Annotated in this window: 20 protein-coding genes, 1 tRNA gene and 5 pseudogenes; 15 read left to right on the top strand and 11 right to left on the bottom strand. The window is 62.8% G+C overall.

The window, feature by feature from the left end; all coding sequences use genetic code 11:
• Nucleotides 1-3: 3 nt before the first annotated feature.
• Entirely contained in the window at nucleotides 4-807 is an 804-nt protein-coding gene (locus BRAD3257_RS03145) for an enoyl-CoA hydratase-related protein (RefSeq protein WP_122400615.1), read from the bottom strand.
• A gap of 155 nt (nucleotides 808-962) precedes the next feature.
• On the opposite strand from BRAD3257_RS03145, the gene BRAD3257_RS03140 reads away from it, so the two are divergent.
• Complete coding sequence (locus tag BRAD3257_RS03140; protein ID WP_122400614.1) at nucleotides 963-1,937, top strand: ketopantoate reductase family protein; 975 nt, start codon at nucleotides 963-965, stop codon at nucleotides 1,935-1,937.
• A gap of 3 nt (nucleotides 1,938-1,940) precedes the next feature.
• Here the strand turns inward: BRAD3257_RS03140 and BRAD3257_RS03135 are convergent, their stop codons facing one another.
• Both BRAD3257_RS03135 and BRAD3257_RS03130 read right to left on the bottom strand, forming a co-directional pair.
• Complete coding sequence (locus BRAD3257_RS03135; RefSeq protein ID WP_122406348.1) at nucleotides 1,941-2,618, bottom strand: alpha/beta hydrolase family protein; 678 nt, start codon at nucleotides 2,616-2,618, stop codon at nucleotides 1,941-1,943.
• Between the two features lie 19 nt (nucleotides 2,619-2,637).
• A complete protein-coding gene (locus BRAD3257_RS03130) occupies nucleotides 2,638-3,306 on the bottom strand; it encodes a TetR/AcrR family transcriptional regulator (RefSeq protein WP_145986947.1) in 669 nt (222 codons plus the stop codon).
• A gap of 59 nt (nucleotides 3,307-3,365) precedes the next feature.
• Between BRAD3257_RS03130 and BRAD3257_RS03125 the strand changes: the two genes are divergently transcribed.
• Together BRAD3257_RS03125 and BRAD3257_RS03120 are read left to right on the top strand one after the other, a co-directional pair.
• Nucleotides 3,366-4,310 (top strand): SDR family NAD(P)-dependent oxidoreductase, encoded by a 945-nt coding sequence (locus tag BRAD3257_RS03125; RefSeq protein WP_244607852.1) that lies wholly within the window; start codon nucleotides 3,366-3,368, stop codon nucleotides 4,308-4,310.
• Between the two features lie 148 nt (nucleotides 4,311-4,458).
• Nucleotides 4,459-5,605: pseudogene (locus BRAD3257_RS03120) on the top strand (acyl-CoA dehydrogenase family protein).
• Between the two features lie 11 nt (nucleotides 5,606-5,616).
• On the opposite strand, the gene BRAD3257_RS03115 reads toward BRAD3257_RS03120, so the two are convergent.
• Both BRAD3257_RS03115 and BRAD3257_RS39585 read right to left on the bottom strand, forming a co-directional pair.
• On the bottom strand, nucleotides 5,617-6,756 hold the full coding sequence (locus tag BRAD3257_RS03115) for an amidohydrolase/deacetylase family metallohydrolase (RefSeq protein WP_122400612.1): 1,140 nt from the start codon (nucleotides 6,754-6,756) through the stop codon (nucleotides 5,617-5,619).
• Nucleotides 6,757-6,880: 124 nt separating this feature from the next.
• Nucleotides 6,881-6,948, bottom strand: a tRNA-Ser gene (locus BRAD3257_RS39585).
• Nucleotides 6,949-7,204: 256 nt separating this feature from the next.
• On the opposite strand from BRAD3257_RS39585, the gene BRAD3257_RS39580 reads away from it, so the two are divergent.
• Nucleotides 7,205-7,372 (top strand): hypothetical protein, encoded by a 168-nt coding sequence (locus tag BRAD3257_RS39580; protein ID WP_160118746.1) that lies wholly within the window; start codon nucleotides 7,205-7,207, stop codon nucleotides 7,370-7,372.
• On the opposite strand, the gene BRAD3257_RS03110 is transcribed toward BRAD3257_RS39580, so the two are convergent.
• A complete protein-coding gene (locus BRAD3257_RS03110) occupies nucleotides 7,369-8,394 on the bottom strand; it encodes a histone deacetylase family protein (RefSeq protein ID WP_122400611.1) in 1,026 nt (341 codons plus the stop codon). The genes BRAD3257_RS39580 and BRAD3257_RS03110 overlap by 4 nt on opposite strands.
• A 70-nt stretch (nucleotides 8,395-8,464) precedes the next feature.
• Nucleotides 8,465-9,169 (bottom strand): GntR family transcriptional regulator, encoded by a 705-nt coding sequence (locus BRAD3257_RS03105; protein ID WP_122400610.1) that lies wholly within the window; start codon nucleotides 9,167-9,169, stop codon nucleotides 8,465-8,467.
• A 146-nt stretch (nucleotides 9,170-9,315) separates the two neighbouring features.
• Here BRAD3257_RS03105 and BRAD3257_RS03100 point away from each other — a divergent pair, with 146 nt between their 5' ends.
• The 6 genes and pseudogenes from BRAD3257_RS03100 (at nucleotide 9,316) to BRAD3257_RS03070 (ending at nucleotide 17,079) form a co-directional block, all read left to right on the top strand.
• Nucleotides 9,316-10,089 carry a class II aldolase/adducin family protein gene (locus BRAD3257_RS03100; protein ID WP_122400609.1) on the top strand — a complete coding sequence of 258 codons (774 nt, stop codon included), beginning with the start codon at nucleotides 9,316-9,318 and terminating at the stop codon, nucleotides 10,087-10,089.
• 59 nt (nucleotides 10,090-10,148) lie between these two features.
• Nucleotides 10,149-11,699 (top strand): ABC transporter substrate-binding protein, encoded by a 1,551-nt coding sequence (locus tag BRAD3257_RS03095; protein WP_122400608.1) that lies wholly within the window; start codon nucleotides 10,149-10,151, stop codon nucleotides 11,697-11,699.
• Nucleotides 11,700-11,777: 78 nt separating this feature from the next.
• On the top strand, nucleotides 11,778-12,749 hold the full coding sequence (locus BRAD3257_RS03090) for an ABC transporter permease (protein WP_122400607.1): 972 nt from the start codon (nucleotides 11,778-11,780) through the stop codon (nucleotides 12,747-12,749).
• On the top strand, nucleotides 12,746-13,585 hold the full coding sequence (locus BRAD3257_RS03085; protein ID WP_162500086.1) for an ABC transporter permease: 840 nt from the start codon (nucleotides 12,746-12,748) through the stop codon (nucleotides 13,583-13,585). Before BRAD3257_RS03090 ends, BRAD3257_RS03085 begins: the two co-directional genes overlap by 4 nt.
• 1 nt (nucleotide 13,586) lies before the next feature.
• On the top strand, nucleotides 13,587-15,209 hold the full coding sequence (locus BRAD3257_RS03080; protein ID WP_122400606.1) for an ABC transporter ATP-binding protein: 1,623 nt from the start codon (nucleotides 13,587-13,589) through the stop codon (nucleotides 15,207-15,209).
• A gap of 438 nt (nucleotides 15,210-15,647) precedes the next feature.
• A pseudogene (locus tag BRAD3257_RS03070) lies at nucleotides 15,648-17,079 on the top strand (DUF1254 domain-containing protein).
• A gap of 876 nt (nucleotides 17,080-17,955) precedes the next feature.
• Here the strand turns inward: BRAD3257_RS03070 and BRAD3257_RS03065 are convergent.
• The 3 genes and pseudogenes from BRAD3257_RS03065 to BRAD3257_RS03055 all read right to left on the bottom strand — a co-directional run.
• Nucleotides 17,956-18,237, bottom strand: a pseudogene (locus tag BRAD3257_RS03065) (site-specific integrase); the annotation flags it as partial.
• Nucleotides 18,238-18,467: 230 nt separating this feature from the next.
• Nucleotides 18,468-18,680: a hypothetical protein gene (locus BRAD3257_RS03060; protein WP_122400604.1), complete on the bottom strand. Its 213-nt coding sequence runs from the start codon at nucleotides 18,678-18,680 to the stop codon at nucleotides 18,468-18,470.
• Between the two features lie 122 nt (nucleotides 18,681-18,802).
• Nucleotides 18,803-19,891: a SphA family protein gene (locus BRAD3257_RS03055; protein WP_244608065.1), complete on the bottom strand. Its 1,089-nt coding sequence runs from the start codon at nucleotides 19,889-19,891 to the stop codon at nucleotides 18,803-18,805.
• A 606-nt stretch (nucleotides 19,892-20,497) separates the two neighbouring features.
• On the opposite strand from BRAD3257_RS03055, the gene BRAD3257_RS03050 reads away from it, so the two are divergent.
• From BRAD3257_RS03050 to BRAD3257_RS40685, 5 genes and pseudogenes are all read left to right on the top strand, one after another.
• Nucleotides 20,498-21,844, top strand: a complete 1,347-nt coding sequence (locus BRAD3257_RS03050; protein ID WP_122406345.1) for an IS5 family transposase — start codon at nucleotides 20,498-20,500, stop codon at nucleotides 21,842-21,844.
• An 84-nt stretch (nucleotides 21,845-21,928) separates the two neighbouring features.
• Entirely contained in the window at nucleotides 21,929-22,294 is a 366-nt protein-coding gene (locus BRAD3257_RS03045; protein ID WP_122400602.1) for a hypothetical protein, read from the top strand.
• A 389-nt stretch (nucleotides 22,295-22,683) separates the two neighbouring features.
• Nucleotides 22,684-23,682 carry a formylglycine-generating enzyme family protein gene (locus tag BRAD3257_RS03040; protein ID WP_122400601.1) on the top strand — a complete coding sequence of 333 codons (999 nt, stop codon included), beginning with the start codon at nucleotides 22,684-22,686 and terminating at the stop codon, nucleotides 23,680-23,682.
• The gene (locus BRAD3257_RS03035; RefSeq protein ID WP_174221626.1) at nucleotides 23,663-25,336 is read left to right on the top strand and encodes an arylsulfatase; all 1,674 of its coding nucleotides are present in this window, start codon (nucleotides 23,663-23,665) and stop codon (nucleotides 25,334-25,336) included. The genes BRAD3257_RS03040 and BRAD3257_RS03035 overlap by 20 nt, the downstream gene beginning before the upstream one ends.
• Before the next feature lie 73 nt (nucleotides 25,337-25,409).
• Nucleotides 25,410-25,586 (top strand): annotated as a pseudogene (locus BRAD3257_RS40685) (hypothetical protein); the annotation flags it as partial.
• Between the two features lie 18 nt (nucleotides 25,587-25,604).
• Here the strand turns inward: BRAD3257_RS40685 and BRAD3257_RS40680 are convergent.
• Nucleotides 25,605-25,858, bottom strand: a pseudogene (locus BRAD3257_RS40680) (LLM class flavin-dependent oxidoreductase); the annotation flags it as partial.
• Nucleotides 25,859-26,225: the final 367 nt, after the last annotated feature.

The following is a 26,225-nucleotide window of genomic DNA, read 5'->3' as shown; positions in this document are numbered from 1 at the left end:
CGTTCAGGCTATTCCGCCGCCCCACTTCGCCGCCCGCTTCTCGGCAAATGACGCCAGCCCCTCCGCCGCCTCCGTGCTCTGGCGCTTGAGCGAATGCAGCTGCACCAGCCGCTTGTAGACCGCATCGTCCACCGCCATGCCGCCGAACGAGCTCTCCAGCGCGAGCTTCTTGGTCTCGGCCATCGCCTCGGGTCCGTTGGCGAGCAGCTGCTCGACCACCTTGGCGCCTGCGGTTTCGAGATCTGCGAGCGCCACCACCTCGTGCACGAGGCCGATGCGGCGGGCGTCCTCTGCGCCGAAGCGTTCGCCGGTCAGCGCGTAGCGGCGCACTTGTCGGACACCGATCGCATCGCAGAGCTGCGGGATGATGATGGCCGCCGTCAGGCCCCATCGCACCTCGGCGATCGAGAACAGCGCGTTGTCCGCGGCAATCACGACATCGCAAGCCGCGATCACGCCGGTGCCGCCGCCGAAACAGCCGCCCTGCACCAACGCGACCGTCGGGACGGCCACGGTGTTGAGCCGCTGCACGGCCTCGAAGGTCGCCCGCGAGGCCGCCTCGTTGGCCTCGGCCGATTGCGGCCGCACGCCATTGATCCATTTGAGGTCCGCGCCGGCCTGGAAATGCTTGCCGTTGCCCCTGAGAACGACCACCCGCAGGTTCGGCTTCTTAGCCAGCTCGTCCATGGCCGCGAGCACGCCCGATATCAGCGCGCCGTCATAGGCGTTGTTCACCTCCGGCCGGTTCAACGTGACGGTCGCAACCCCACGCTGATCGAGGCTCCACAGGACGGGGCTGGCAGTCATCGGCGATCCTCCGGTCGTTTATTTGCCCTGCACTATGGCCGAGGCTGCATGTCCCGATCCATATCTTTCCGGCGTAGGGCGGCCGCGTCCATCGCATGGCGGCTTGTGTCATGCTGCTGCCGGACGGCACCAAGGGATAGGTTCGGGATATCATCATGCGCATCTGCATTTTCGGCGCGGGCGCCGTCGGCAGCCACATTGCGGTACGGCTGGCGCGCGCCGGCCACGAGGTCTCGTGCGTGATGCGCGGGGCGCATCTGGAGGCGGCGCGCGCCAATGGACTCAAGCTGCGCGTCGGCGATTCAGAGGCCGGGGCCAAGGTGAACGCATCAGGCGATCCTGCCCAGCTCGGCCCGCAGGACGTCGTGATCTCCACGCTGAAGGCAACCGCGCTGCCGGGACTGGTGTCCAGCATCAAACCGTTGCTGCAAGACGATACCGCGATCGTGTTCGCCCAGAACGGCATTCCCTGGTGGTACGGCATCGGCCTGCCGCCGCGGCACCCGACGCCGCCGGACATTTCCTTCCTCGATCCCGGCGGGCGCCTGCGCGCCTGCATCCCGAAGGAGCGGATCATCGGCGGCGTAATCTTCTCCTCCAACGAGGTCATCGCGCCCGGGGTGGTGCAGAACCTGACGCCGGACCGCAATCGCCTTCTGATCGGCGAGTGCGACGACCGCAATTGCGAGCGCATCACCAGGCTGCGCGGGGTCTTCAACGACGCGCGGCTGGAATCGCCGCCGGTGGCCGAGATCCGCGAGGCGATCTGGTCAAAGCTGCTGACCAACATGTCGCTCTCGGTGCTGTGCCTGCTCACCGGCCAGACCGCGCGCGGCGTGCGCGACGACCCCGCCTTCGCGGAGGTGATCCCGCGCATGCTGAACGAAGCCAACGAGATCGCCCAGCATTTCATTCCCGAGGTCAAGCGCGTCACCCGCAGCGGCCCCGCCCCCAATCACAAGCCGTCGCTGCTGCAGGACTTCGAGCTCGGCCGCGCCATGGAGATCGACGTGCTGGTGAAGGCGCCCCAAGCCTTCGCACGCACCGCCGGCCTGTCGACACCGACGCTCGACCTGATCGCTGCGCTGGCGATCCAGAAGGCGCGCGACAAGGGACTTTATTCGGCGTGAGGCTCAGGCGAGCACATCGATCCAGGCCGCGAGCGTATCCAGCACCTCGGTGAGCGCCTCGTCACTGCTACGGCCGGACTTCTTCAGCACCGCAAACGAATGATCGCCGCCTTCGACCTGATGCAGCATCGCCTTCGGGCCGAGCTTCTCGACGACAGGCTTGAAATAGCTCAGATCGGCAAGCGCATCGCGCGTGCCCTGCAGGAACAGCATGGGGATGGCGATGTCGGAGAGGTGCTCGGCGCGCTCCGACGACGGCTTCTTCGCGGCATGCAGAGGAAAGCCGAGGAAGGCGAGGCCTTTGACGTCAGGCAAAGGTGCCTTCGCCTGCGCCTGCGAGGTCATGCGTCCGCCGAAGGATTTGCCACCCGCAATGAGCTTCACGCCGGGACACAGCCGCGCCGCCTCCCCGACCGCCGCGCGGATGGCGGCGTGCGCGACCGCCGGCTGGTCTGGACGCCCCTTCTTCTCTTCCATGTAAGGGAAATTGAAGCGGAACGTCGCGATGCCGCGCTCCGCGAGTCCCGCCGCGACCTTCTCCATGAAGGAATGCCGCATATCGGCGCCCGCGCCGTGCGCCAGCACGTAGCAGGCGCGCGCATGATCCGGCCGCGTCAGCATCGCCGAGACCGTGCCGATGCGCTCGATTTCGAGCTTGAGCTCCGTCGTCTTGCTCGTCATGACGTCATCCAGGCCTCGCTCAACGGCGCGCGCCACTCGCCGGCCATAGATAGTTCAGGACCTGATCAAGCGTCATCATGATCTCGCGGCGTCCGCCCTCGTTCCTCACAGAGCCGAATTTCTCTTCGAGTGCAAGCTTGGCAAAGCCGTGAACGGTCGACCAGGCCGCCGCAGCCGCCGTCTTCGCCTCCTTCGCGGTGCCGCCGACCAGCTCGGCCACGACGGTCTCGAAGGCGTGGCCGGCGGCCCGGCTCGCTTGCTTCAAGCGTGCATCGTCAGCAACGAGTCGCTTGTTCGCAAACATCATCTGGAAGCGGCCGGGATGTCTCAGCGCAAAATCGACATAGGCAAGTCCCTGGGCCCGGAGTTTTTCGCGCGCGCCCTGCTTGCCGGAGGCCGCCGCGCGCAAGGCTTCGGCCAGCGCGTCGTAACCGCGGATCGCGACCTCGGTCAGAAGGCCCTGCGCATTGCCGAAATGGTGCGACGGGGCAGCCGGCGAGACCCCGGCGCGGCGGGCGGCCTCGCGCAGCGTGAAACCCTCGGCACCCTGCTCGGCCAGAATGGCTTCGCTGGCGGCGATCAGCGCCTCCTGCAATTCGCCGTGATGATAGCCGGGCTCCGGCTTCGATCGGGTCAAACCGGCGCTGCGTTTGCCTGAGGAGGCCTGCTTCTTCATGTAACTTGACACTGTTTAGATCGCGGTCTACCAATCTTAACGCTGTTCAGATTGAGCGACCGGAGTTCGAAATGACCGAAATGCAGGATATCACCCAAAGCAGCCCGGTAAAGCGCCGTCATCTGGTCGGGGGCGCGGTCCTGGGTGTGCTCGCCGGGGCCGCCGGCGGCCTCGCCGGCGGCGTGGCGCTCGGCCAGGCCGCGACGCTGCCTCAGCAGAAGCCGAGCGGCAAGCGCCGATTCGAGGGCAAGGTCATCATCGTCACGGGGGGCACCTCCGGCATCGGTCGCGCCGCGACGCTGATGTTCGCGGCCGAAGGCGGCCGGGTCGCCTTCTGCGGCCGCAACGTCGAGCGCGGCAAGCAGGTAGAGAACGAGGTGCGCGAGATCGGCGGCGAGGCCGTTTTCATTCGCGCCGATCTCCGCAACGAGGCCGAGGTGAAGGCGCTGGTCGACAAGACCATCGAACGCTACGTCCGGCTCGACGTCGCCTTCAACAATGCCGGCATCTCGGTCGAGAAACCCCTGCACGAGTACAGCGCGGCCGAGTTCGACGACGTGCTGGGCACCGACCTGCGCGGCGTGTTCCTGTCGATGAAATATCAGATCCCGCACATGTTACAGAAGGGCGGATCGATCGTCGTCACCTCATCATCCAACGCCATCGCGACCACGGCCAACCGCTCCGCCTATTCGGCGGCCAAGCGCGGGCTGGTCGGCCTGGTTCAGGCCGCCGCGCTCGACTACGCAAGATACGGCATCCGCATCAACACGCTGATCCCGGGCACGACGGATACGCCCTTCATCCGCCGCCTGTCGGGCATGGAGAATCTGCCTGACGCCGCCTGGCATGTCGCCATCGCGCAATGGGCCAAGTCGCATGTTCCAGGCCTGCAACGCGTGGCAACACCGGAGGAGATCGCAGCTTTCGCCCTGGTGCTGGCCTCGGACGATCATCCCTACACGACCGGCGGTCAGTTCGTCATCGATGGCGGCAAGACGGCGCAGGCCGGATAACGCCTGGCGGCGACACTGCGCCGGCAGCCTGAAAACACAATCATCCCTACTCTTGGTTGGCCTACCAGAAGCGGGCAGGCTTGCGTCGGCCCCGACTGCTGTGGCACGCGTGATGCGCACGCGCCGTCCACGCCAAGATGAGGTAATCATGTCCTATCGCTCCTCCTGGATGACCGAAGAGCTCGACGTCTTCCGCGACCAGTTCCGGAAATATCTCGCCAAGGACCTGGCGCCGCACGCCGAAAAAATGGCGCGAGCAGAAGATGGTCGACCGCTTCGCCTGGCGCGGGCTCGGCGAGATGGGCGCGCTGCTGGCGAGCGTGCCCGAGGAATATGGCGGCTTAGGTGCGACCTTCGCTTATGATGCTGCCGTGTTGGACGATCTCGAAAGCACAGTGCCGGAGCTGACGACCGGCGTCTCCGTGCACAGCGCCATCGTCGCGCACTACATCCTCAATTACGGCTCGGAGGAGCAGAAGAAGCGCTGGCTGCCGAAGATGGCCTCCGGCGAGATGGTCGGCGCCATCGCCATGACCGAGCCCGGCACCGGGTCTGATCTTCAAGCCGTCAAGACCACGGCGAAGAAGCAGGGCAATTCCTATGTCATCAACGGCCAGAAGACGTTCATCACCAACGGCCAGGCCGCCGATCTCGTCATCGTGGTCGCGCGCACCGGCGAAGCGGGCGCCAAAGGCATCTCGCTGATCGTGGTCGAGACCGAGGGCGCGGACGGCTACAAGCGCGGGCGCAACCTCGACAAGATCGGCCTGCACGCCTCCGACACCTCGGAGCTGTTTTTCGACAACGTGACGGTGCCGCCGGAAAACCTGCTCGGCAATGAGGAAGGCCAGGGTTTTGTCCAGCTGATGCAGCAATTGCCGCAGGAGCGGCTTGCGCTCGCGGTCGGCGCCGTCGCCTCGATGGAGCGCGCCGTCAAGCTCACCACTGAGTACACCAAGGAGCGGAAGGCGTTCGGCAAGCCGCTGCTGGACTTCCAGAACACCGCGTTCACGCTCGCCGAGCGCAAGACCGAGGCGATGATCGCGCGCGTCTTCGTCGATTGGTGCATCGAGCGCTTGATCGCAAAAGACCTCGACACCGTCACGGCATCGATGGCGAAATATTGGTGCTCGGAGAAGCAGGTCGAGACCGCCGACGAATGCCTGCAGCTGTTCGGCGGCTACGGCTACATGCAGGAATACCCGATCTCGCGCATCTTCATCGACTCCCGCATCCAGAAGATCTACGGCGGCACCAACGAGATCATGAAGCTCTTGATCGCGAGGTCGCTGTAGGGGCCGCCGTCTCAATTCGGATGCCACCAGCGGCCGCCGATGACGACCCCCTCCGAGACGATCTTGCTGTTACCGATCAGGTGCTCGCCGACGACGTCTTCATAGTCGAACTGGCCTTGCCTGACCGTAACAAGCGTGGCGTCGCCGACGCTGCCCGGTTTGAGGCTGCCGAGTTCGGGGCGGCGCAGCGCCATCGCCGCGTTCACCGTCGAGGCCGCGATGACGTCGGAGAGCTCCATGCCCATGCACAGGAACTTCGACATGGTCGTGACCTGATCGTAGGCCGGGCCGTCGATGCAGAGCTGATGGATGTCGGAGGAGATGGTGTCGGGATAGAAGCCGTTGGCGAGCATGGCGCGCGCGGTCTTGAACGCGAACGAGCCCTTGCCGTGGCCGATATCGAACAGCACGCCGCGCTCGCGCGCCTCCAGCACCGCCTTCTTCACCGTGCCTTGCGCGGTCGCGGACGTGTTGGGAAAGGGGCGGAACGCATGGGTGAGAACGTCGCCGGGACGCAGACGGGCGAGCACGTCCTCGTAGCTTGGCGGCGGATGGTCGATATGCGCCATCAGGGGCATGCCGACCTCGTTCGCGACCTCGAGCGCGATGTCGAGCGGCACGGCCCCCGAGGTGCCCGAGGAGTGCAATCCGACGCGCACCTTGATGCCGACGATGAGATCGCGGTTGGCATCCGCCACCTCGGCTGCCTCGATCGGATTCATCAGCCGCAGCTCCTCGCTCTCTCCGACCATGATCCGGTGCGAGAAGCCGAAGATGCCGGCATGCGAGACGTGCAGGTAGGCGAGGATGCGAACCTGGCTCGGCTCGATCACATGCTTGCGGAAGCCGGCGAAATTGCCGGGCCCGGCGCTGCCGGTATCGACCGCGGTGGTGACGCCGGAGGTGCGGCAGAATTCCTCGGCATCGATGCCGAGCGAGGTGCCGCCCCAGTAAACGTGGGTGTGCAGATCGATCAGCCCCGGCGTGACGATGAACCGCGAGACGTCGCGTACCTCTGTCGCAGGGTTCGCCTTGAGCCCGCTGCCGATCGCGGCGACCTTGCCGCCGGCAAAGGCGACATCGGTCACGGCATCGAGCTTCTGGGACGGGTCGATCACCCGCCCCCCGCGCAGGATCAAGTCGAAAGGCATCGTTGTCTCCGGATGTGTGGCAGTGAGGCGACTGGCGGCAGTCAGCCGAGGAAGGAAGTCTCCTGCCTTTAGCAATTTTCGCGCCGGAGAGCTTGTCGAGCGGGGCCGACGAGCCATGCCGAATTGGCGATCCCGGGAAGACTCGAACTTCCGACCTACGGTTTAGGAAACCGTTTTGAGGCACATGAAATCAGTCACTCAGCCGCCTGATGTTGCACATCTGTTGCGGCCATAAAAGGGGCGTAGCGCCAGCGCCGATGGCGAACGCGGCGGGAAGCGGCGCGGGCTGCTCCCGTTTAAGGTCTGGTTCCTGGGAAGAGGTCAACACGCGCGGCTCGGCAAACGAGCGGAGGGCGGCTAGACGGGAGCCAGCAACTCGATCTGGAGGTCATCAAGCGCAAGCCTGGATCCATTTCGAGCGAGAAGCCACGATATCCTGATCTGCAAGGTGACCGCCATTCGCAAGAGCTTTGACGGACGCGGTCTCGTCTACGTCGACAGGAAATACGTCGCTACTCCTTCACCGCAAAGGACCTGCACCTTCCATCTCCTGCCGGTCTCCCGGCGCACCGTTCCCATCCATCATGGCGTACCAGCGATGAGCGACGGCTACTAGCGCGCGGCTTCGAATCCGCCGAGCACCGCGGTCAGATTGGCGCCGAGGATGTCGGAAAGATAGCCGCCTTCCTGCACCAGCACCGTCGGCAGTCCAAACCGGGCCAGCCCCTCGCCGATCCGGCGGAAGCCATCGGTGGTGACGGCGAGACCGGCGAGCGGATCCTTCTCGGAGGCGTCGAGGCCGAGCGCGACCACGAGCGCGGTCGGCGCGAAGGAGCGGATCGCCCTCTCCGCCGCCGCGAGCGCCTTCATGTAGTCGTCGTCGCCGGTACCCTTGGCCAGGGGAATGTTGAGATTGGCGCCGAGGCCGGGTCCGGCGCCGCGCTCATGCGCGTAGCCCCAGACGAACGGATAGAAGAACGACGGGTCGGCGTGGATCGAGACGGTGAACACATCCTGCCGCTCGTAGAAGATGCCCTGCGTGCCGTTGCCGTGATGCACGTCGACGTCGAGGATGACGACGCGCTCATGCTTCTGGCGCAGATGCTCGGCCGCGATCGCGCTGTTGTTGAGGAAGCAGAAACCGCCGGCCATATCGCGATAGGCATGGTGGCCGGGCGGACGGCACAGCGCATAAACCGCATCCTCACCGTCAAGCACCATCTGCGCAGCGGTGACCGCCACGTCGCTCGAGGCGCAGGCGCCGGCCCAGGTGCCCGCGCCGATCGGGGCCGCAGTGTCCGCCGTGTGCCAGCCGAGCTTGCCTACGATATGAGTCGGATAGGTGGCGGCGTTGCGCACCGGGTGGATGTTCGCGATCATCTCCGGCCCGGCATCGCCGAGCGCGGACCATGCATCCCAAGCCTCGGCGAGAAAGCTCAGATATTCCGGACTGTGCACGCGCGCCCGCGGCCCCTGCCCGAATTTGGTCGGCTCGATCAGCGTGTGCTTGCCCGCCTTCAGGCCTGCCAGCAGGCGATCGGCACGCTCGGGCTGCTCGGTGGTGCGCTGGACCACGCCGCGGACCAGAAAGAACTGCGGATCATGGCTGCGGTGTAGATCACTATAGACGGCCTTCACGGGACACTCCTGTCGGATGAATAAGTGAGATGGATCGCACGACATTGCGCCTGAGCAAGATCACGCGCGTCTATTTCGCCGCAAGCGGCAAAGGAGGAATCTCGCGCACCAGCCGTCCGACTTCGCGCCAGGCAACACCGATGTGGTAGTCGATAAGCGCGACGATACGTTCGGGATGACCGGCTTCGATCGCAGCGAGCACCGGCTCATGCGTACGCGCGACCTCGTGCGGATCGTCATAGAGGCGGCCGATCAGGCCGATCACCATGCGCAGCTCCGAGGCGAGATCGTCGAACACCCGCAGCATCCGCCGGTTACCGCCGATCTCGCAGATCAGGCGATGGAAGCGGTAGTCCTCTTCGACCTGCCGCGCCGGATCGTCGAGATCGGCGGTCTCGTGCAGCACGTCGATTTGCCGGCGCAGCTTGTCGCGCGTCTCCGGCGTCAGGTTGCGCGCGGCAAGCACCGCGGCATGACGCTCGACGCAGAGACGCAAGTCGTAGATCTCGTCGATATCATCGGCGGCAAACTGCCGGACGAAGAAGCCGCGGCGCGGATTGGCGACGAGCAAGCCCTGTTGCTCGAGCAGCCGCGCGGCCTCGCGCACCGGCGCCCGGCTCACCCCCAGTTCGCGCGCGATTCCGGCCTCGACGACCTTTGATCCCGGCGGCAGCCGCCCTTGGACGATGGCTTCAGTCAGGCGGCGGGCGACCTGGCGGACAAGGTCGGTCTCGTTGAGGGCCGGCAAGCCGACCGGAGGGGAAATCGTGCGCATTAAAGGTCCATTTTCGACCCTTGTATATTATTTAATCGCCGATTGTCGACAGTTTAGTCTTGATCGAACCTTAGATTGTCGACAGTTTAGTGACGCGGGCATTGCAACTCAACAGAACGGCCCGCGGAGAGGAACAAGCAGCAACGATGACGACGCATGTGCGGCCCGACGGTGTGAAGGACCAGAACCAGCAATTCCGCATCGACCTCGCCGCGGCCTACCGACTGATCCACCGGCTCGGGCTCGATGACAGCATCTATACCCACATCTCGGCGCGACTTCCGGGCCAGCACGACCGCTTCCTGATCAATCCCTACGGCATGCGCTTCGAGGAGGTGACGGCATCGAACCTCGTCACTGTCGATCTCGACGGCAACATCATCGACGACCCGCTTGGTCTTGGCATCAATCCGGCCGGCTTCACCATCCACAGCGCAGTGCACGCCGCGCGTCATGACGCAATATGCGTGCTGCACACCCACACCGTTGCCGGCGTCGCAGTGTCCTGCCAGAAGCAGGGCCTGCTGCCGCTCAATCAATGGTCGATGCAGTTCACCGGTTGCCTCGCCTACCACGACTATGAGGGCATCGCCCTCGACCTCGACGAGCGGCTACGCCTGGTCGCCGATCTCGGCGACAAGTATGTGATGATCCTGCGCAATCACGGCATGCTGACCTGCGGCCGCTCGATCGCAGAGGCCTTCAAGCTAATGCACAATCTGGAACGTTCCTGCCGCGCGCAGCTCGCGATCCAGGCCGCAGGCGCCGAGATCGCACCGCTCTCCGATGCCGTCGCACACAAGACCGCGGGCCAATACGCCACCTTCTACGACAGCATCGAACTGAACGGCATGCCCGACACGGAATGGGCCGCCTTCAAGCGCATGCTGGAGCGGACCGATCCTGATTTCGTGAGCTAGTCGTAAGTCCTTGTCCCGGAGCCGCGCCCGGGAACATCCAACCAGAAGAGAGATTGGACATGTTGAAGCGAGTATTGCTGAGCCTGATGGTAGCGAGTGCGCTGAGCACTGCGGCGTACGCGCAAGAGCCGAAAACCGGTGGCGTGATCAACGCGGTGATCCAGCCCGAACCGCCGGGCCTGATGATGGGCCTGGTACAGAACGGCCCGACCCAGATGGTCTCCGGCAATATCTATGAAGGCCTGCTCCGCTACAGCCCGAAACTCGAGCCGCTGCCGGGCCTCGCCGAGAGCTGGAATGTCAGCGAGGACGGCAAGACCTACACCTTCAAGCTCCGCAAGGGCGTCACCTGGCATGACGGCAAGCCCTTCACCTCTGCCGACGTCGTGTTCTCGATCGAGTTCCTCAAACAGACCCATCCCCGCGCGCGCAGCAATTTCGCGCAGGTCGACAAGATCGAGACGCCTGACGACAGCACCGTGATCTTCAACCTTAAGGAGCCGTTCGGGCCGTTCCTCGGAGTCTTCGAGGTCGGCTCGCTGCCGATGATCCCGAAGCACCTCTATGAGGGCACTGATTTCAAGACCAATCCGGCCAACAACACGCCTGTTGGCACCGGCCCCTTCATGTTCAAGGAATGGCAGAAGGGTTCGTTCATTCGCCTGGTCAAGAACCCGAACTACTACATCAAGGGCAAGCCGAACCTCGACGAGATCTACTGGCACGTGATCCCGGATGCGGCCGCGCGCGCGGTGGCGTTCGAGACCGGCAAGGTCGACGTGCTGCCGGGCGGCTCGGTCGAGAATTTCGACGTGCCGCGCCTCTCCAAGCTGAAGAATGTCTGCGTCACCGGCGCCGGCTGGGAATTCTTCAGCCCGCATTCCTGGCTGTGGCTGAACAATCGCCAGGGCCCGACCGCGAACAAGAAATTCCGCCAGGCCGTGATGTACGCGCTCGATCGCAATTTCGCGAAAGACGTGATCTGGAACGGCCTCGGCAACGTCGCAACCGGTCCGTCGGGCTCATCGATCAAGTACTACAGCAGCGACGTGCCGAAATATGACTACGACCCGGCCAAGGCCAAGGCTCTGCTGAAGGAAGCCGGCTACAACGGCGAGAAGGTCCGCCTGCTGCCGTTGCCCTATGGCGAAACCTGGCAGCGTTGGGCCGAGGCGGTGCGGCAGAACCTGCAGGATGTCGGCATCAATGTCGACATGGTCGCGACCGATGTCGCCGGGTGGAATCAGCGGACCTCGGAATGGGACTACGATATCGCCTTCACCTATGTCTATCAGTACGGCGATCCCGCGCTCGGCGTCGGCCGCACCTATGTCTCCAGCCAGATCCTCAAGGGCAATCCGTTCAACAACGTCGAAGGTTATTCGAACCCGGAAATCGACAAGTTGTTTGCCGACGGCGCGGTCGCCTTCTCCGACTCGGCACGCAAACCATTTTACGACAAGGCGCAGAAGATCCTTGTCGACGATGTGCCGGTGGCCTGGCTGCTTGAACTGCAGTTCCCGACCATCACACGCTGCAACGTCAAGAACCTCATCACCACCGCGATCGGCGTCAACGACGGCTTCCGCGACGCCTGGCTCGACAAGTAGACGATCCCACGAAGCCGCCGCGCTTTCAAGGCGCCGCGGCTTCCTCCTGTCCCCTCTCGAACGCAACCGAGATCACCGATGCTCGCATTCATTGCCCAGAGACTTGCAAAGGCCATTGTCGTTCTGTTCGCGATCGTGGTGCTCAATTTCATGCTGATCCGCATGGCACCGGGCGATCCGGCTGTCGTGATGGCGGGCGAAGCCGGCGCCAGCGACCAGATGTTCGTCAATCAGTTGCGGGAAAAATTCGGCCTGGACAAGCCGCTGCCTGAGCAGCTCTTCATCTATGTCAAGGGCATCGCGACCCTCGACCTCGGCTTCTCCTTCCGGCAGCAGGCGCCGGTGTCGCAACTGATCGTGGAGCGGCTACCGGCGACGCTGTTGCTGACACTGACGGCGTTTGCGATATCGCTTCTGCTCGGCATCCTCTTCGGCACGCTCGCCGCACGCTTCGCCGGCACCTGGCTCGATACCGCCGTCACGATATTCTCGCTGATCTTCTACGCAACGCCGCTGTTCTGGGTGGCACTGATGGCGATCCTGCTGTTCTCGGTCGCGGTGGATTGGCTGCCCAGCTTTGGCTACGAAACGGTCGGCGCAAACTACACTGGTCTTGCCCACGTGCTCGACGTCGGCGCCCATCTGATCCTGCCGGCGACGACGATCGGTCTGTTCTTCATGGCGACCTATTCCCGCATGACCCGCGCCTCGATGCTCGAGGTGCAGCGGCATGACTTCGTCAAGACCGCGCGGGCCAAGGGCCTGCGCAATGCCGTGATCCAGCGCCGCCACGTGCTGCGCAACGCGCTGTTGCCGGTGGTGACGCTTGCCGGCTTGCAAGCCGGAACGCTGGTCGGCGGCGCCGTGCTGACGGAGACGGTGTTCGCGTGGCCCGGCATCGGCAGACTGATGTACGAGGCGCTCTTGCAGCGCGACTACAATCTCCTGCTCGGCGTCTTCGTCGTCTGCTCGGCGATGGTGCTTGCCTTCAACCTGATCACCGACCTGATCTACCGCTCGGTCGATCCGCGCATCGAGTTCGCGTCATGATGAATTTCTGGCGCACGATGCTGCGCAATCCAGGCGGCGTGATTGGCCTCATGATCCTCATCCTGGCGGTCGCTGTTGCGGTCTTCGGTCCCCTGCTGTTTCCGACCTCGCCCTGGCGCATGGTGCAGCGTCCCTTCTTGCCGCCGTTCACGGCGCCGGGCCTGCCGCTCGGCACCGACGCGCTCGGCCGCGACGTGCTGGCCGGCATCGTCCATGGCGCCCGCGTCTCGCTGCTGGTCGGCCTGGTCTCGACCATGGCCGCGCTGGCGGTCGGCATTCCCGTCGGCGCCATGGCCGGCTATTTCGGCGGCCGGATCGGCGACGCCCTGATGCGCTTCACGGAGTTCTTCCAGACCGTGCCGAGCTTCGCACTCGCGATCGTGCTGGTCGCGATCCTGCAGCCCTCGATCGTCTCGATCGTGCTGGCGATCGCGATCGTGAGCTGGCCGCCGGTGGCGCGCCTCGTCCGCGGCGAGGTGCTGTCGCTCCGCACCCGCGAATATGTCCAGGCCGCCGTGGTCACCGGTCAGAGCCACAGCTGGATCATCTGGCGCGAGATCCTGCCCAACGCGCTGTCGCCGGTCATCGTGCTGGCCTCACTGATGGTCGCAACGGCGATCCTGCTGGAATCCTCGCTCTCCTTCCTCGGCCTCGGCGATCCCAATTTGATGTCCTGGGGCTACATGGTCGGCGCCGGGCGCACGGTGATCCGACAAGCCTGGTGGATCACGGTGTTTCCCGGCATCGCGATCCTGATTTCGGTGCTCGCGCTGAACCTGATCGGCGAAGGTCTCAACGACGCGCTCAATCCGCGCCTCAACAAGGAGGGACGCTGACATGTCCGCCGCAACGGCCGTCGTCTCGATCAAGAACCTGAAGCTCGCGCTGCCGCCCGGCGCGGACCGCCGCTACGCCGTCGACGACGTCTCCCTCGATCTCACACCCGGGAAAATCCTTTGCGTGGTCGGCGAGTCCGGCTCCGGCAAATCGATGTGCGCGCACGCGCTGATGGGACTGTTGCCCGACACGATCGGCCGCGAGGCCGGCGAGATCGTCTATGACGGCCACAACCTGCTCGCCCTCGACGAGACCGGCTGGCTCGCGCTGCGGGGCCGCCACATCGCGATGGTGTTCCAGGAGCCGATGACCGCGCTCAATCCGTTGATGCGGATCGGCGAGCAGATCGCCGAAATGTTCGAGGCGCACAATTTGCTGACGCCGAAGGAACGGACGCAGAAGGCGCTGCAGCTGCTGCGCGAGGTCGGCCTGCCCGACCCCGAACGTTCGATGCGCGCCTATCCGCACCAGCTTTCCGGCGGCCAGCGCCAACGCGCCATGATCGCGATGGCGCTTGCGCTGGAGCCGGCCGTGCTGGTCGCGGATGAGCCGACCACGGCGCTCGACGTCACCACGCAGGCGCAGATCCTCAAGATCATCCGCGACCTTCAGCGCAGCCGCAACATGGCGGTCATGTTCATCACCCATGATTTCGGCGTCGTCGCCGATATCGCGGACCGTGTCATCGTGCTCCAGCACGGCAAGGTGGTCGAGCAAGGCGCGGCCGACGATGTGCTGCTGCGCCCGCAGCACAGCTATACTCGCGCGCTTCTTGCGGCTGTGCCATCGATGCAGCCGCCGCAGCGCGCGCCGCTCGCGGGCCGTGCCAAGGCGGTCGAAGTCGTCGGCCTCGACAAGACCTATGTCTCCGGCGGTGGCTGGTTTCAGCCGGAGCGCCGCGTGCGCGCCGCCAACGAGGTCAATTTCGATATCCTCAAGGGCGAGACGCTCGGACTGGTCGGCGAATCCGGCTCCGGCAAATCCTCGGTGGCGCGGCTGGTAATGCGGCTGATCGAGCCGGACCAGGGCACGGTCCGTCTCGGCGATATCGACTTCACCCGGATCGGCGGCAAGGAGCTCCGCAAGGCGCGCAGCCGCATCCAGATGATCTTCCAGGATCCGTTCGCCTCGCTCAATCCGCGCCGCAAGGTCGGCAATATCATCGCCGACGGACCGATCGCGCATGGCACCGATGCCGCAACGGCCCATAAGCGCGCCGGCGAACTGCTCGGCCTCGTCGGCCTCAATGCCAGCGCGCTGGAGCGTTATCCGCATGAATTCTCCGGCGGCCAGCGCCAGCGCATCGGGATTGCGCGCGCACTCGCGCTGGAGCCCGAGATCATCGTCGCCGATGAGGCTGTCTCCGCGCTCGACGTCTCCGTTCAGGCGCAGGTGCTCAATCTCTTGGAAGACCTCAAGAAACGCCTCGGCCTGTCGATGCTGTTCATCACGCATGATCTGCGCGTCGCCGCGCAGATCTGCGACCGCATCGCAGTGATGCAGCGCGGCGCCATCGTCGAGCTGAAGCCGACGGCCGCCTTGTTCTCGGCACCGGAGCACGCCTACACGCGCGAGCTGCTCGCCGCCGTTCCCGGCCAGACTTCCTCGTCACGTGCGGCCTGATCGATGCGTTGCGTGCCGATCAGCAAGAGCCTCGATCTTCGCAGCTGCTTGAGGAACCGCGGATTGTCCAGCCCATAGTTTGCGAGCAACGGCCCCGGTGCCTGCCGGCGGACGCGCCGGTTAGGAATCGACATTAGCGATAACCGAACCCGCTCCTGTCTTGTCGAATTTCGATCGCGCCGTCTTGACATCGGCATGGGTGTTCTGCGCCCAGGTGAGGAGCGCCGCGAGCGGATCGAGCCGTGACCGTCCGAGCGGCGTTAGCCGGTCCCTATCCATCTGGCTATTGAGCTTCGCAGAACAGTCGCCATCGTAGCCCCGCGCGGGGCTGCCCTTCTTGCAACCTTTCATTGATCAAGATCAAAGAAGCGCGTGACCGGCTAGCCGAACCTGAGATCACTGCGGTCAGTGTGAGTTGATTTCAGGAAAGGAAATGCGATGAAGTTCACCCGTCGATCCGTGGCATTTGGTGGAATAGGACTGCTGGCAGGAGCAACTGCGGCACGGTCGGCCTTGGCCCAGGATGCGTTCCTTGGCGTAGGCGAAGGTTTGGAGGATCTCTGGCTCGCAAGCGACGCCTATGTATTCGGCTATCCGCTGGTCACGATGGAGATGACCCGGCGGATCATAACCAACGTCGCCGAAACCCGTGGGCACGCGTGGGCCGATGGGCCACATCATCAAGTTGCGCCACTATCCCGACGCCTCGTTCAAGGACGTCACGGCACCGAACGCGGACACCCTCTACACGACTTCATTTTTCGACGTCGGGAAAGAACCATGGGTCCTCAGCATCCCAGACATGAACGGACGCTATTTCCTGATGCCGATGCTGGACGGTTGGACGACGGTTTTCCAGGTGCCCGGCAAACGCACCACCGGCACCGGGGCCCAGGCCTACGCGATCACCGGCCCTGGATGGAAAGGCATGCTGCCGGAAGGCGTGAAGGAGTACAAGTCGCAGACAAACATCGTGTGGCTGCTTGGCCGCATCTATTGTACCGGCACGCCGGAGGACTATGCAGCCGTGCACAAGCTGCAGGACGAGTGCAAGCTCGTTCCGCTCAGTGCCTATGGCAAGCCGTACACACCGCCTCCGGGAAAGATCGATCCCTTGATCGACATGAAGACGGCCGTGCGCGAACAGGTCAACCGCATGGATGCAGGAGCGTATTTCAAGCTGCTCTGTGAGCTCATGAAAGCCAATCCGCCTTACGCCGCCGACGCGCCCCAGCTTGCCAAGTTCGCGCGCATCGGCATCGTCCCCGGACAGGAGTTTGACGAGAGCAAGCTGAAGGCGGATTTCCTGAAGCGCGTACCGGAATTGTCGTTCGACAGGATTATGCTTCAATTCAAGATCAACAAGGCCATCAGGGACGAGAATGGCTTTGCCTTCACGACGAAAACCGGCATCTACGGCACCGATTATCTGATGCGAGCCTTGGTCACCGCGATTGGCCTCGGCGCCAACCGCCCGCAGGATGCGGTTTATCCGACCTCGCAGAAGGATGCAGATGGTCAAAAATACAATGGCGCGAACAAGTACGTGATGCGTTTTCCCAAGGGCCACCTGCCTCCCGCCGAAGGATTCTGGTCGCTCACGATGTACGACAGCAGCTACTTCTTTGTGAACAATCCGCTCAACCGCTACTCGATCAGCGCGCGCCAGGACCTAAAGGAAAACCCGGACGGCTCAACCGATCTTTACATCCAGAAGGACTCGCCGGGTAAAGACAAGGAGGCAAACTGGCTTCCCGCGCCTGAAGGAGATTTCATCCTCATGCTGCGCATGTACTGGCCGCAGGAAACAGACCCGTCGATCATCAACGGCACATGGACAGTTCCTACCGCCAAGAAGATCGGCGCTTGAGGATTTGCATGATGCCGGCCCATCGTGGTGGGCCGGCATCATCGCTAATGTCGATCCTGACCTAAATCAGCTCTTACGCGGCGTCTTTTGAGGCACCCCCGGAAGGACTGGAATGTTTGACGAGCCGATGTTGACGTCCAGAACTAAAACGGGTCGAGCAGGGCAATGCCGCCATTTCGGCTTCTGGCCCGAAAGCGAAGTGCGGCCCGAGCCTGCTCCTCGTCGGGGTAAACCGGACGCGAGAGAACGGCGGTTCGAACAGGTGCTCATGACCCTGGCTTTGTAAAAACGCAAAGATCGATACGACTAGAATTGCATTCTTCAATTCGTCCCTTAACGTTGAAGGCGCTTGAGAGCTTGAGGGCTACATCGGTGTTGGACGAACAACTTCTTCTCTCGCGGTCAAGCGTCATGGTGTTTTCACACAACCAAGACCCGAAGCGGAAATCCGTTGTCCAATAGCTCTTGCCATTTTTGGCAATAGCGCCACACTTCTTCGTGGATTGGCCATAGGATTGGGTTGGCCACGGGAGGCAAAAATGCGGCGATCAATCGCGTTGTCGGCGTCGCTAATAATTGTGTTCTTAGCTGGAAGCACTGGAACGGGGAGTGCCGTAGTTTACTGCCAAGACGCTGGTTATCCTGCCAATTGCGTCGTAAGACCCGGGGTCGTAGTCACACGAAGCCATGAGCTTCGCAGAATTGAATCCGCAATTGATCCTCGCCCGAGCGGCCTTATTAGGCAGGACTTATTCGATCGAAATAACCCGAACAATCTGCGATCGGATTGGCCCAGCCCACCTGCTCAACCGGGCCAGTGAGCAGACCGCCTGTCTCCGAACCTTTTGTCTGAGTTTGGCCCGGACCGCCTGTGGGGGCCTGACGGGTCGATTCCGTTAGTTCAAATTTGACTGGTCGACCGGTCTTCTGTCGGACGATCGCGCGATCGGCCGTATACCCGCCTGGCGCAATGTCATCGACTTTCAATGCGACTACATCGCAGCCGCGCAGCTTGCTGTCGATGGCGACATTGAAAAGCGCCAGATCACGCGTTCGACCTTCGACCTGGAGCTTGGTTCGGATTGACCAGACGCGCTTGGGACGGAGCGGCGGCTTTGCGCCGACGGGCACCGCTTGGTTTCTTTCGCCGAGCACGATCGTGACGGCGGAGCACGTCGCGACAGCGATGAATCTCTCGCATCAGGACTGGACGCCGATTGACGGCGAGGACGGTGGCCAGTCCGTCCCCGCACGTATCCACCGGTTAGCGGGTAGTCAGATGGAAAGGCTGGCCGTGATCGAACTACAACGGGCCGCCTCATCGTCGCGAACCGCCATCATCCGCAAGGAGCCGCTCGCTCCGGAAGAACCGGTTTGGACGGTTGCCTTCAGCCGGGCGCCCTCAGCTCGTTGGAGGTCGGTTCGTTCGGTTCGGAGACGACGAGAAGTTGGCCGGCATGGCACTTCTGGAAATGTATGACGGAACCAATCGCCTCATCATCGATCACGGCTCCTCCGGAGCGCCCGTTGTCGATTGTGAGGGGCCGGTCGCTGCTGTCGTGAGCGATATCTTCACACATGAATTGGGCATCCCGGGTCATGCGGGTCTCGACCCCGTGGCGTTCGCCAAACGTCGTCTCGGTCCCGGTCCGGGCGCTGGGCGTCTCTCAGCTTCCGTGAATTGCGGGAATTCAGCGGCGCCGGTAGCAGCGTCACGGCGTCCTTATTTTGTGAACCTCGGCCTTGTGGACGTCGGCGGCGTTGGCGCCGCGGGCTGAAGATTGAACGTCAGCCAAACGTTCCAGCCTGCTGGCCGATTTTCGTTGGCGAATTCGCCGTAGCCCTTCAGGTTCAGATATCCCTGCATGTCTCCGACCGGGAAAATGTAGCCGACCTGCGGGCCGACGCCGGCCACGCGCGACCGGAAGCAGCCGACGCGATCGCCGGAGCCACTGTCGCAGCCGAGCTGCTGATAGAGGTAGCCGACGAGGCCGACCTGCCACTGCTTGGTCAGGAATTGCGATGCGCCCCAGTCGAGATGCATGTCGACGCCGCTTTGATATTGAGTGGAGGGGTTGACGAAGTTGTAGGTGAATCCCAGCACCGCCGAAAATTCATGCCCGGTCTTTGGATCGAAATAGGTGTAGCCGCCGCCCGCGTCGATCGCCCAGTGTCCGATCCCCAAATTCGCCAAGCGGGTCGACTGGTAGGCGCCGACCGGGAGGTCAGCGGTAACGTACGTCATGTAATTGTTGACTCCGGCATTCCAGCGCAGCGCGAACTGCGGGATCAGGTCGCCGAATGCAATGAGCGAGCTGTCGATGCTGTCGAAGCGCGAGAACGGGAGCGTGCCGCCGCCCGGTCCCGTCAATGTCCCAACGAGCGATCCGGCCAGCGACGTGGAGTTGGAGCCGTAGGACGCCAACAGGGTGGCAGAAGCCTGACCACCCAGCACGGGTGTCGCAAAGGTGTAAGTTCCGGCCACAAGGCCAAGATCCACGTTCGCGTTGACGTTCGCGTTCACGGTGGCCGTTAGATTCGCGGGAAAGCGACCAAGCGTGATTTCGCGCGACCGCGCCACGTCGCCGCCGGCGGAAACAGAGGTGTGATAATAAATCGAGGTCACCGACCAGCCCGGTGCCTGCTGCGGAACGGCCGCGAGGCTGCCAAAAAATCCGGGTACCCAAAAGCTGATGCCATTTTCATCGGCGCGAGCCGCCTGGTTGGACAGCACCAGCAGAGCGGCAATCGCCCCAACACTCGAATGCCGCCGCGAAAATCTACGTCCTAAGCCCAATCCAAGGTACCGCATCGCCGATCCCCCGACTCTCGCGATCGTGCCATTGCCGGCTCCGGCCAGCGCGAACTCGGAAACAGTATGCTGGCGCACGTCCATGCGAAATCGGCAAACTTGCATTCATCTGGAGTTTTGTTGAAAGGTTGTGTCCTAGATGCCACAGCCCCGCCGTTCTTGCATCACCATCAGGGCGCTCTCGACAAGGCATCAGCCACTGGCGTGATTGATCTAGATCAATAAAAGCAGAACGCGTTGCTGGAAGCATCTCGTGCTGCCCAGTTCGCAGACAGTTGTGACTTGGCCACCTCTTTTTCCTTTCTAACGACCATCGTTTCGGACGTCGCCCAAGATTGGTTTTCTCTTGAAAGAAGGGCCAGTCGTTATGGCGACGTTGGAGCCGAAGCCATATTCCCGCGAAGCGAGCCTTTGATCGGAGGACGCAATGGGTACTTCGTCATCCGTGAAGAGCGGCTAAGCGATTGAGCTGGAATCGCATTTGTGGTTGCGGGGTGTTTTAGGATTGCAGGGTTTTGATGCTTCGGGCATCGGAACCTTGCAATTTCATTTTCAGGATTCCGTCGAATCGCCAGACATGATTCGGTGGCCGCATCGGAGGTGGCGATGCGACCGAAGAAGCACAGGACGACGGGATCGGGCGATCTGTTCCGGGCCAGGCTGGACCAGATCATCAACATGAAGCACGAGCTGGTTCAGCTCGCTGGCAAGGTCGATTGGGACTGGATCGACGGCGAGATCGCGCCGCTCTACAGCGAGAACGGCCGGCCCGGCATCGCGACCCGCTTCGTGATCGGGCTGCTGCTGCTCAAGCACATTTACGGCCTGTCCGATGAGGGGGTCTGCGAGCGCTGGGTCCACGACCCATATTTCCAGTACTTCACCGGCGAAGAGTTCTTCCAGCACGCCTTCCCGCACGAGCGCTCGGACCTGAGCCACTGGCGCAAGCGGCTCGGCGACAAGCTGGAACTGCTGCTGGCCGAGAGCCTGCGGGTGGCGCACGAGGCCGGCGCGTTACGCGGCCAAGACCTCAAGCGGGTCACAGTCGATACCACGGTGCAGCCAAAGGCCATCACCTTCCCGACCGATGCCAAGCTGCTGCACGCGGCGATCAAGGGGCTCAACCGTCTGGCGAGGAAGCACGGGATCAGGCTGCGGCAGTCCTATCTTCGCATTGCCAAGACCGCGGCCATGATGGCTTCCCGCTACGCCCATGCCAAGCAATTCAAACGGCATCAGCGGCAGTTGCGCATCCTGCGCAGCCGGTTGGGCCGGATCATCCGCGATATCCGCCGCAAGATCGAAGCTCAGGCCGTGCTCGAGAACGCCTTCGCCCTGCCGCTCAGCCGGGCCGCGCAGATCCGCTCGCAGCAGCAGCGCCAGCGCGGCTGGAAGCTGTATTCCTTCCATGCTCCGGAGGTCGAGTGCATCGGCAAGGGCAAAGCAGCCGCGCCTTACGAGTTCGGTGTCAAAGCCTCCATCGTCACCAACAACCGCCGTGCTCCCGGCGGCCTGTTCGTGCTGCACGCCAGGGCGCTACCCGATAACCCGTACGACGGTCACACCCTGCGGGACGTCATCGACCGCACCGAGACACTCACCGGCTGTCCGATCGAGCGGGCCTATGTCGACAAGGGATACCGCGGCCATGACGCGCAGAACCCGCGCCGTGTCTTCATCTCCGGCCAGAAGCGCGGCGTCTTCGGTATCATCAAGCGCGAGCTGCGCCGCCGCTCCGCCATCGAACCCGTCATCGGACACCTGAAGGCCGATGGTCACCTCGGCCGCTGCTACCTCAAAGGCCGCGCCGGCGATGCCGCCAACGTCATCCTCTCTGCCGTCGGTCACAACTTCCGCCGCATCCTCGCCTGGCTGAGGGTTCTTTGGTGCCTCTTCCTGGCCACCCTCATCGCAGCCATCAGCGACCGCTCACCGCTGCAATCGGCTTCTTAACGGACGACTACTTCTCACAAATCGTTATGCGACTTGGCGGCATCGCTCGTGCCTGTTTGTTTTTTGTGAAGGAAAGGATATCCGATGCACCCCGCAATCATGGCCATGGCGGCGGCTACTCAATTGTTGACGCCCATTTCCGATGCTATCCCAAAATTCAACGTCGAGGCTACTTGCAGAGCATCGGTAGAAGCCGACAAGGCGATGAGTTTGAGCCTACCGCAGAGTTTCGACAAGTGTTTGAGCGATGAGAACTCAGCGCGTGAACAGCTGGGCCCGATTTGGTCTTCGTACTCCCCGGCTGTCAGGTCCCAGTGTGAGGGAGAGGCGACGATAGGCGAAGCGAGCTATGTCGATCTCTTGACCTGTCTTCAAATGACCGATGGATCAGTCACGACCTCGGCAGCAGCCTTGAAGGGCGCGAGCAAAAAGAAGAAGGGTCCAAACTAGCCCGTATTGTCGCCATGATGTCTGCTGCCAGGGCATGATCGGGAAAAGATAAGCCCACACCGTCGCTGTTGGTCCATGCGAAATCGGCATACTCGAGTTCAGCCGGAGGTCTATTGAACGGCTGAGTTCATGACGCCACAGCCTTCTGTCTTGCATAGTCGTCAGGGGGCCTCGACAAGGAAGGCGAGCTGGCTGGATTGATCTAGATCAATAAAAGAAGGTTGTGTGGCTGCGAATTTGCCACCGGTTCAGATGTTCGATTGTCATGTTGACTGACTAATGGTTGAGCCGCGCTCCTCCCCCGCAGAACCGATGCTGGAAAGCTGTCGGAAAGATTTTTGAAATGCTCGGGGCGGCGCTCGTAACTTCTCGTTCACTGCGAGTAGCCCATGCACGACGTTGGCGTTGCGGCAGGCGTACCTTTGTCGGATGAGCCCAGCCAAGGTGGCATGAACTGGATTCCGGGCGGCACGTTCCGCATGGGCTCCGACAGGCACTACGCCGAAGAGGCACCCGTCCATCGCGTCTCGGTGAGCGGCTTCTGGATGGACCGGACGCCGGTCACCAATCGCGATTTTCGCAAGTTCGTCAACGCAACAGGCTACGTGACGTCAGCGGAGACGCGGCCCGAGGCAAAGGACTATCCAGGCGCGCTGCCGCACATGCTCAAGGCAGGCTCGCTGGTGTTCACACCACCGAAGCGTCCGGTCGATTTGCGCGACTGGTCGCAATGGTGGAGTTTCAAGTTTGGCGCCAACTGGCGCCGGCCATACGGCCCCCGCAGTTCGATCAGCGGCCTCGACGATCATCCCGTGGTCCACATTGCCTATCGCGATGCCGAGGCCTACGCGATATGGGCTGGCAAGGACTTGCCGACCGAAGCCGAATGGGAGTTTGCCGCGCGCGGCGGCCTCGACGGAGCCGAGTTCGCCTGGGGCGACGAGTTCATGCCCGGCGGCAGGTCAATGGCGAACACCTGGCAAGGCGCGTTTCCGTACGAAAATCTCAACGGCGATGGTCACGCCCGCACCTCGCCGATAACGGCGTTCCCGCCGAATGGCTACGGTCTCCATGACATGATCGGTAACGTCTGGGAGTGGACCACGGATTGGTGGTCTACCAGACATGAGCCCGACGCCCCCAAAGCCTGCTGTGTTCCGCATAATCCGCGCGGCGGACAAGAGCAAGACAGCCACGATCCGTCTCTGCCCAGGATCAAAATTCCCCGCAAGGTTCTCAAAGGCGGCTCGCATCTCTGCGCGCCGAGCTACTGCCGTCGCTACCGCCCGGCTGCGCGTCATGCGGAAGCGGTGGATACGTCCACGAGCCACGTTGGTTTTCGATGCATCATAAGGAAGGGAGCAAATGATGAGCGAGGACAAGGATAACACCTCACGCGATATGAGCCGTCGCCACGTTTTGCTCGCGACGACAAGCCTGGCGGCAGCGTCCGCATTGGGCGCTGCCGCATCGGTTGAAAAGGCACTGGCCCAGGCGCAGCAGGCACCGAGCGGCCAGCGGCCCAACATCGTCGTCATCATGGGCGATGACATCGGCATCTGGAACATCGGTGCCTACCACCGCGGCATGATGGCTGGACGAACGCCGAACCTCGACAAGCTCGCGGCCGAAGGAATGCTGTTTACCGATTACTATGCCGAGGCAAGCTGCACCGCCGGCCGCGCCGCCTTCATCACCGGCGAGTTGCCGATCCGCACCGGCATGACGACGGTTGGTCAGGCCGGCGCGCCGATCGGGATTCCGGCGGAGGCCGTGACAATCGCCCATGTGCTCAAGTCAATGGGCTACGCCACCGGCCAGTTCGGCAAGAACCACCTGGGCGACAAGAACGAGTTTCTGCCGACCGTGCACGGTTTCGACGAGTTCTTCGGCTATCTGTACCATCTCGACGCCATGGAAGACCCCGCGCACCCCGGCTACCCGCAAGAGCTGCTGAACGTGGTGGGTCCGCGCAACATGGTTCACTCCTGGGCGACCGACAGCGACGATGCAACCGTCGACCCGCGTTGGGGCAAGATCGGCAAGCAGAGGATCGAGGATGCCGGCACGCTCTATCCCAAGCGCATGGAGACGGTGGACGACGAAATTCGCGATTTTTCTTTCAAGTTCATCGAGAAGGCCAAGGCCGACAACAAGCCATTCTTCCTCTGGCTCAACCCAACGCGCATGCACATCGTCACTCACCTGTCGCAGAAGTATGAGGCGATGCGCAACTCGAGGAACGGCTGGACCATTCATGAAGCAGGCATGGCGCAGCTCGACGATATCGTCGGCGAGGTGATGAAGAAGCTCAAGGACATGGGTGTCGACGACAACACCATCGTCGTCTTCACCACCGACAACGGCACTGAGGTTTTCACGTGGCCAGATGGCGGACAGACGCCGTTTGCGCAATCAAAGGGCACGGTCATGGAAGGCGGTTATCGTGCCCCGGCCATGATTCGCTGGCCAGGCCGCGTGCCGGCCGGCAAGGTCGAGAACGGCATCATGTCGGGGCTAGACTGGTTTCCGACTCTGGTGGCGGCCGCAGGAAATCCGAACATTGCCGAGGAGCTGAAGAAGGGCAAGCAGGTTGGGGACCGCACTTACAAGGTCTATCTCGACGGCTACAACCAGATGGACATGATCACCGGCAAGGCGCCGTCGAACAGGCATGAGATCTGGTATTTTGGCGAGAGCACGCTAGGTGCCATACGCATCGACGACTACAAGTACCGCTTCATCGACCAGCCCGCGGGTTGGCTGGGTGAAAAGGGCAAGGTCGATGTGCCTTACATTACCAATCTGCGCCTCGATCCGTTCGAGCGAACGGGTTGGCCGGAAAATGGCACCAAGAACGGTGCGCAGCATTACTTCGGTTGGTTCCAGTACGAATTCTGGCGCTTCGTGTTCATACAGCAGAAAGTGGAGGAGTTGGCCAAGACGGCCATCGAATTCCCGCCGATGCAGAGGGGAGCGAGCTTCAATCTCGAAGCGGTAAAAGCCCAGATCGAGGCGGCGAGGCATGCCGTGGCAAAGTGACAAGACCGCGATTGGCTGCTTGCCGATCGAGACCATGGAGTCGCATGCCGGCAAGTAGAATGCGCGATGGCGGGTGCCGGCCCCGGGCACCCGTCGGACAACATCATGTAGCGACGGGGACAAGCTCGCACCTCCGCTGTTCTTCGCGCCGCGCGGGGAAACGCGGGAACGGGCTTTGGCGCGAGCTGACGCGGGAGAAACAGTTCGTTCGATTGCCGAGGCGCTCCAGATCAGCGCCTCCTGCGTGACGAAGTGGAAGAATCTGAGACGCTCCCCTCCCGGCGATGATCTCTGTGCGGCCGCCGGACACCAGGTCGAGCGAAGCATATTCCTCGAAGACGCGGACCGGGTCTGCGGCTCCCAGGATGGTGATTGCGCTGGTGAGACGTATCTGCCGTGTACGCGCCGCGGCGGCCCGAGCAGTATCGCGGGAGCCGAATCGAGAAACTCGTCGGTGTGGTGTTCGCCGATTCCGTAGATGTGGATGCCGAGCTCGTCGGCGAGCTGGATCTCCTCCAGCACATCGTTGACGACCGTCTTCCGAATAGGGTCGCGTCATCCATGCCGGCCTCCGCCCTCCAGCATGGATGTTGAATCAGAAATCGCTCCCGGTGGGAATCCCGATTCCAGTCAAAAACAACATGCTCTAGGCTGCGCTCGGATATTCGGCGCAATACGCGTCGAGATTATACCTTCCTAGCAAATCAGAGCAGGAGGATGAGCATCGAGGCAACCATGGGGTGCCAAAAGCGGCAGGCACGCTTTGTTCGGCTAACGGTGTAGGTCTCGGACTCCGCCATCTTCAATTTTACACCCAGGCCTTCACTTCTCGCGGGGAACTCACGATGCATCGTGCTAGTTGCCGTCCCTCTCTAGTCCCATCGTCCAG

It is taken from the genome of Bradyrhizobium vignae, assembly GCF_900324035.1.
In the GTDB taxonomy this organism is placed as follows: Bacteria; Pseudomonadota; Alphaproteobacteria; order Rhizobiales; family Xanthobacteraceae; genus Bradyrhizobium; species Bradyrhizobium vignae.
Note: the sequence above shows the minus strand (reverse complement) of the source record. Positions and strands in the feature narration are given on the sequence as shown.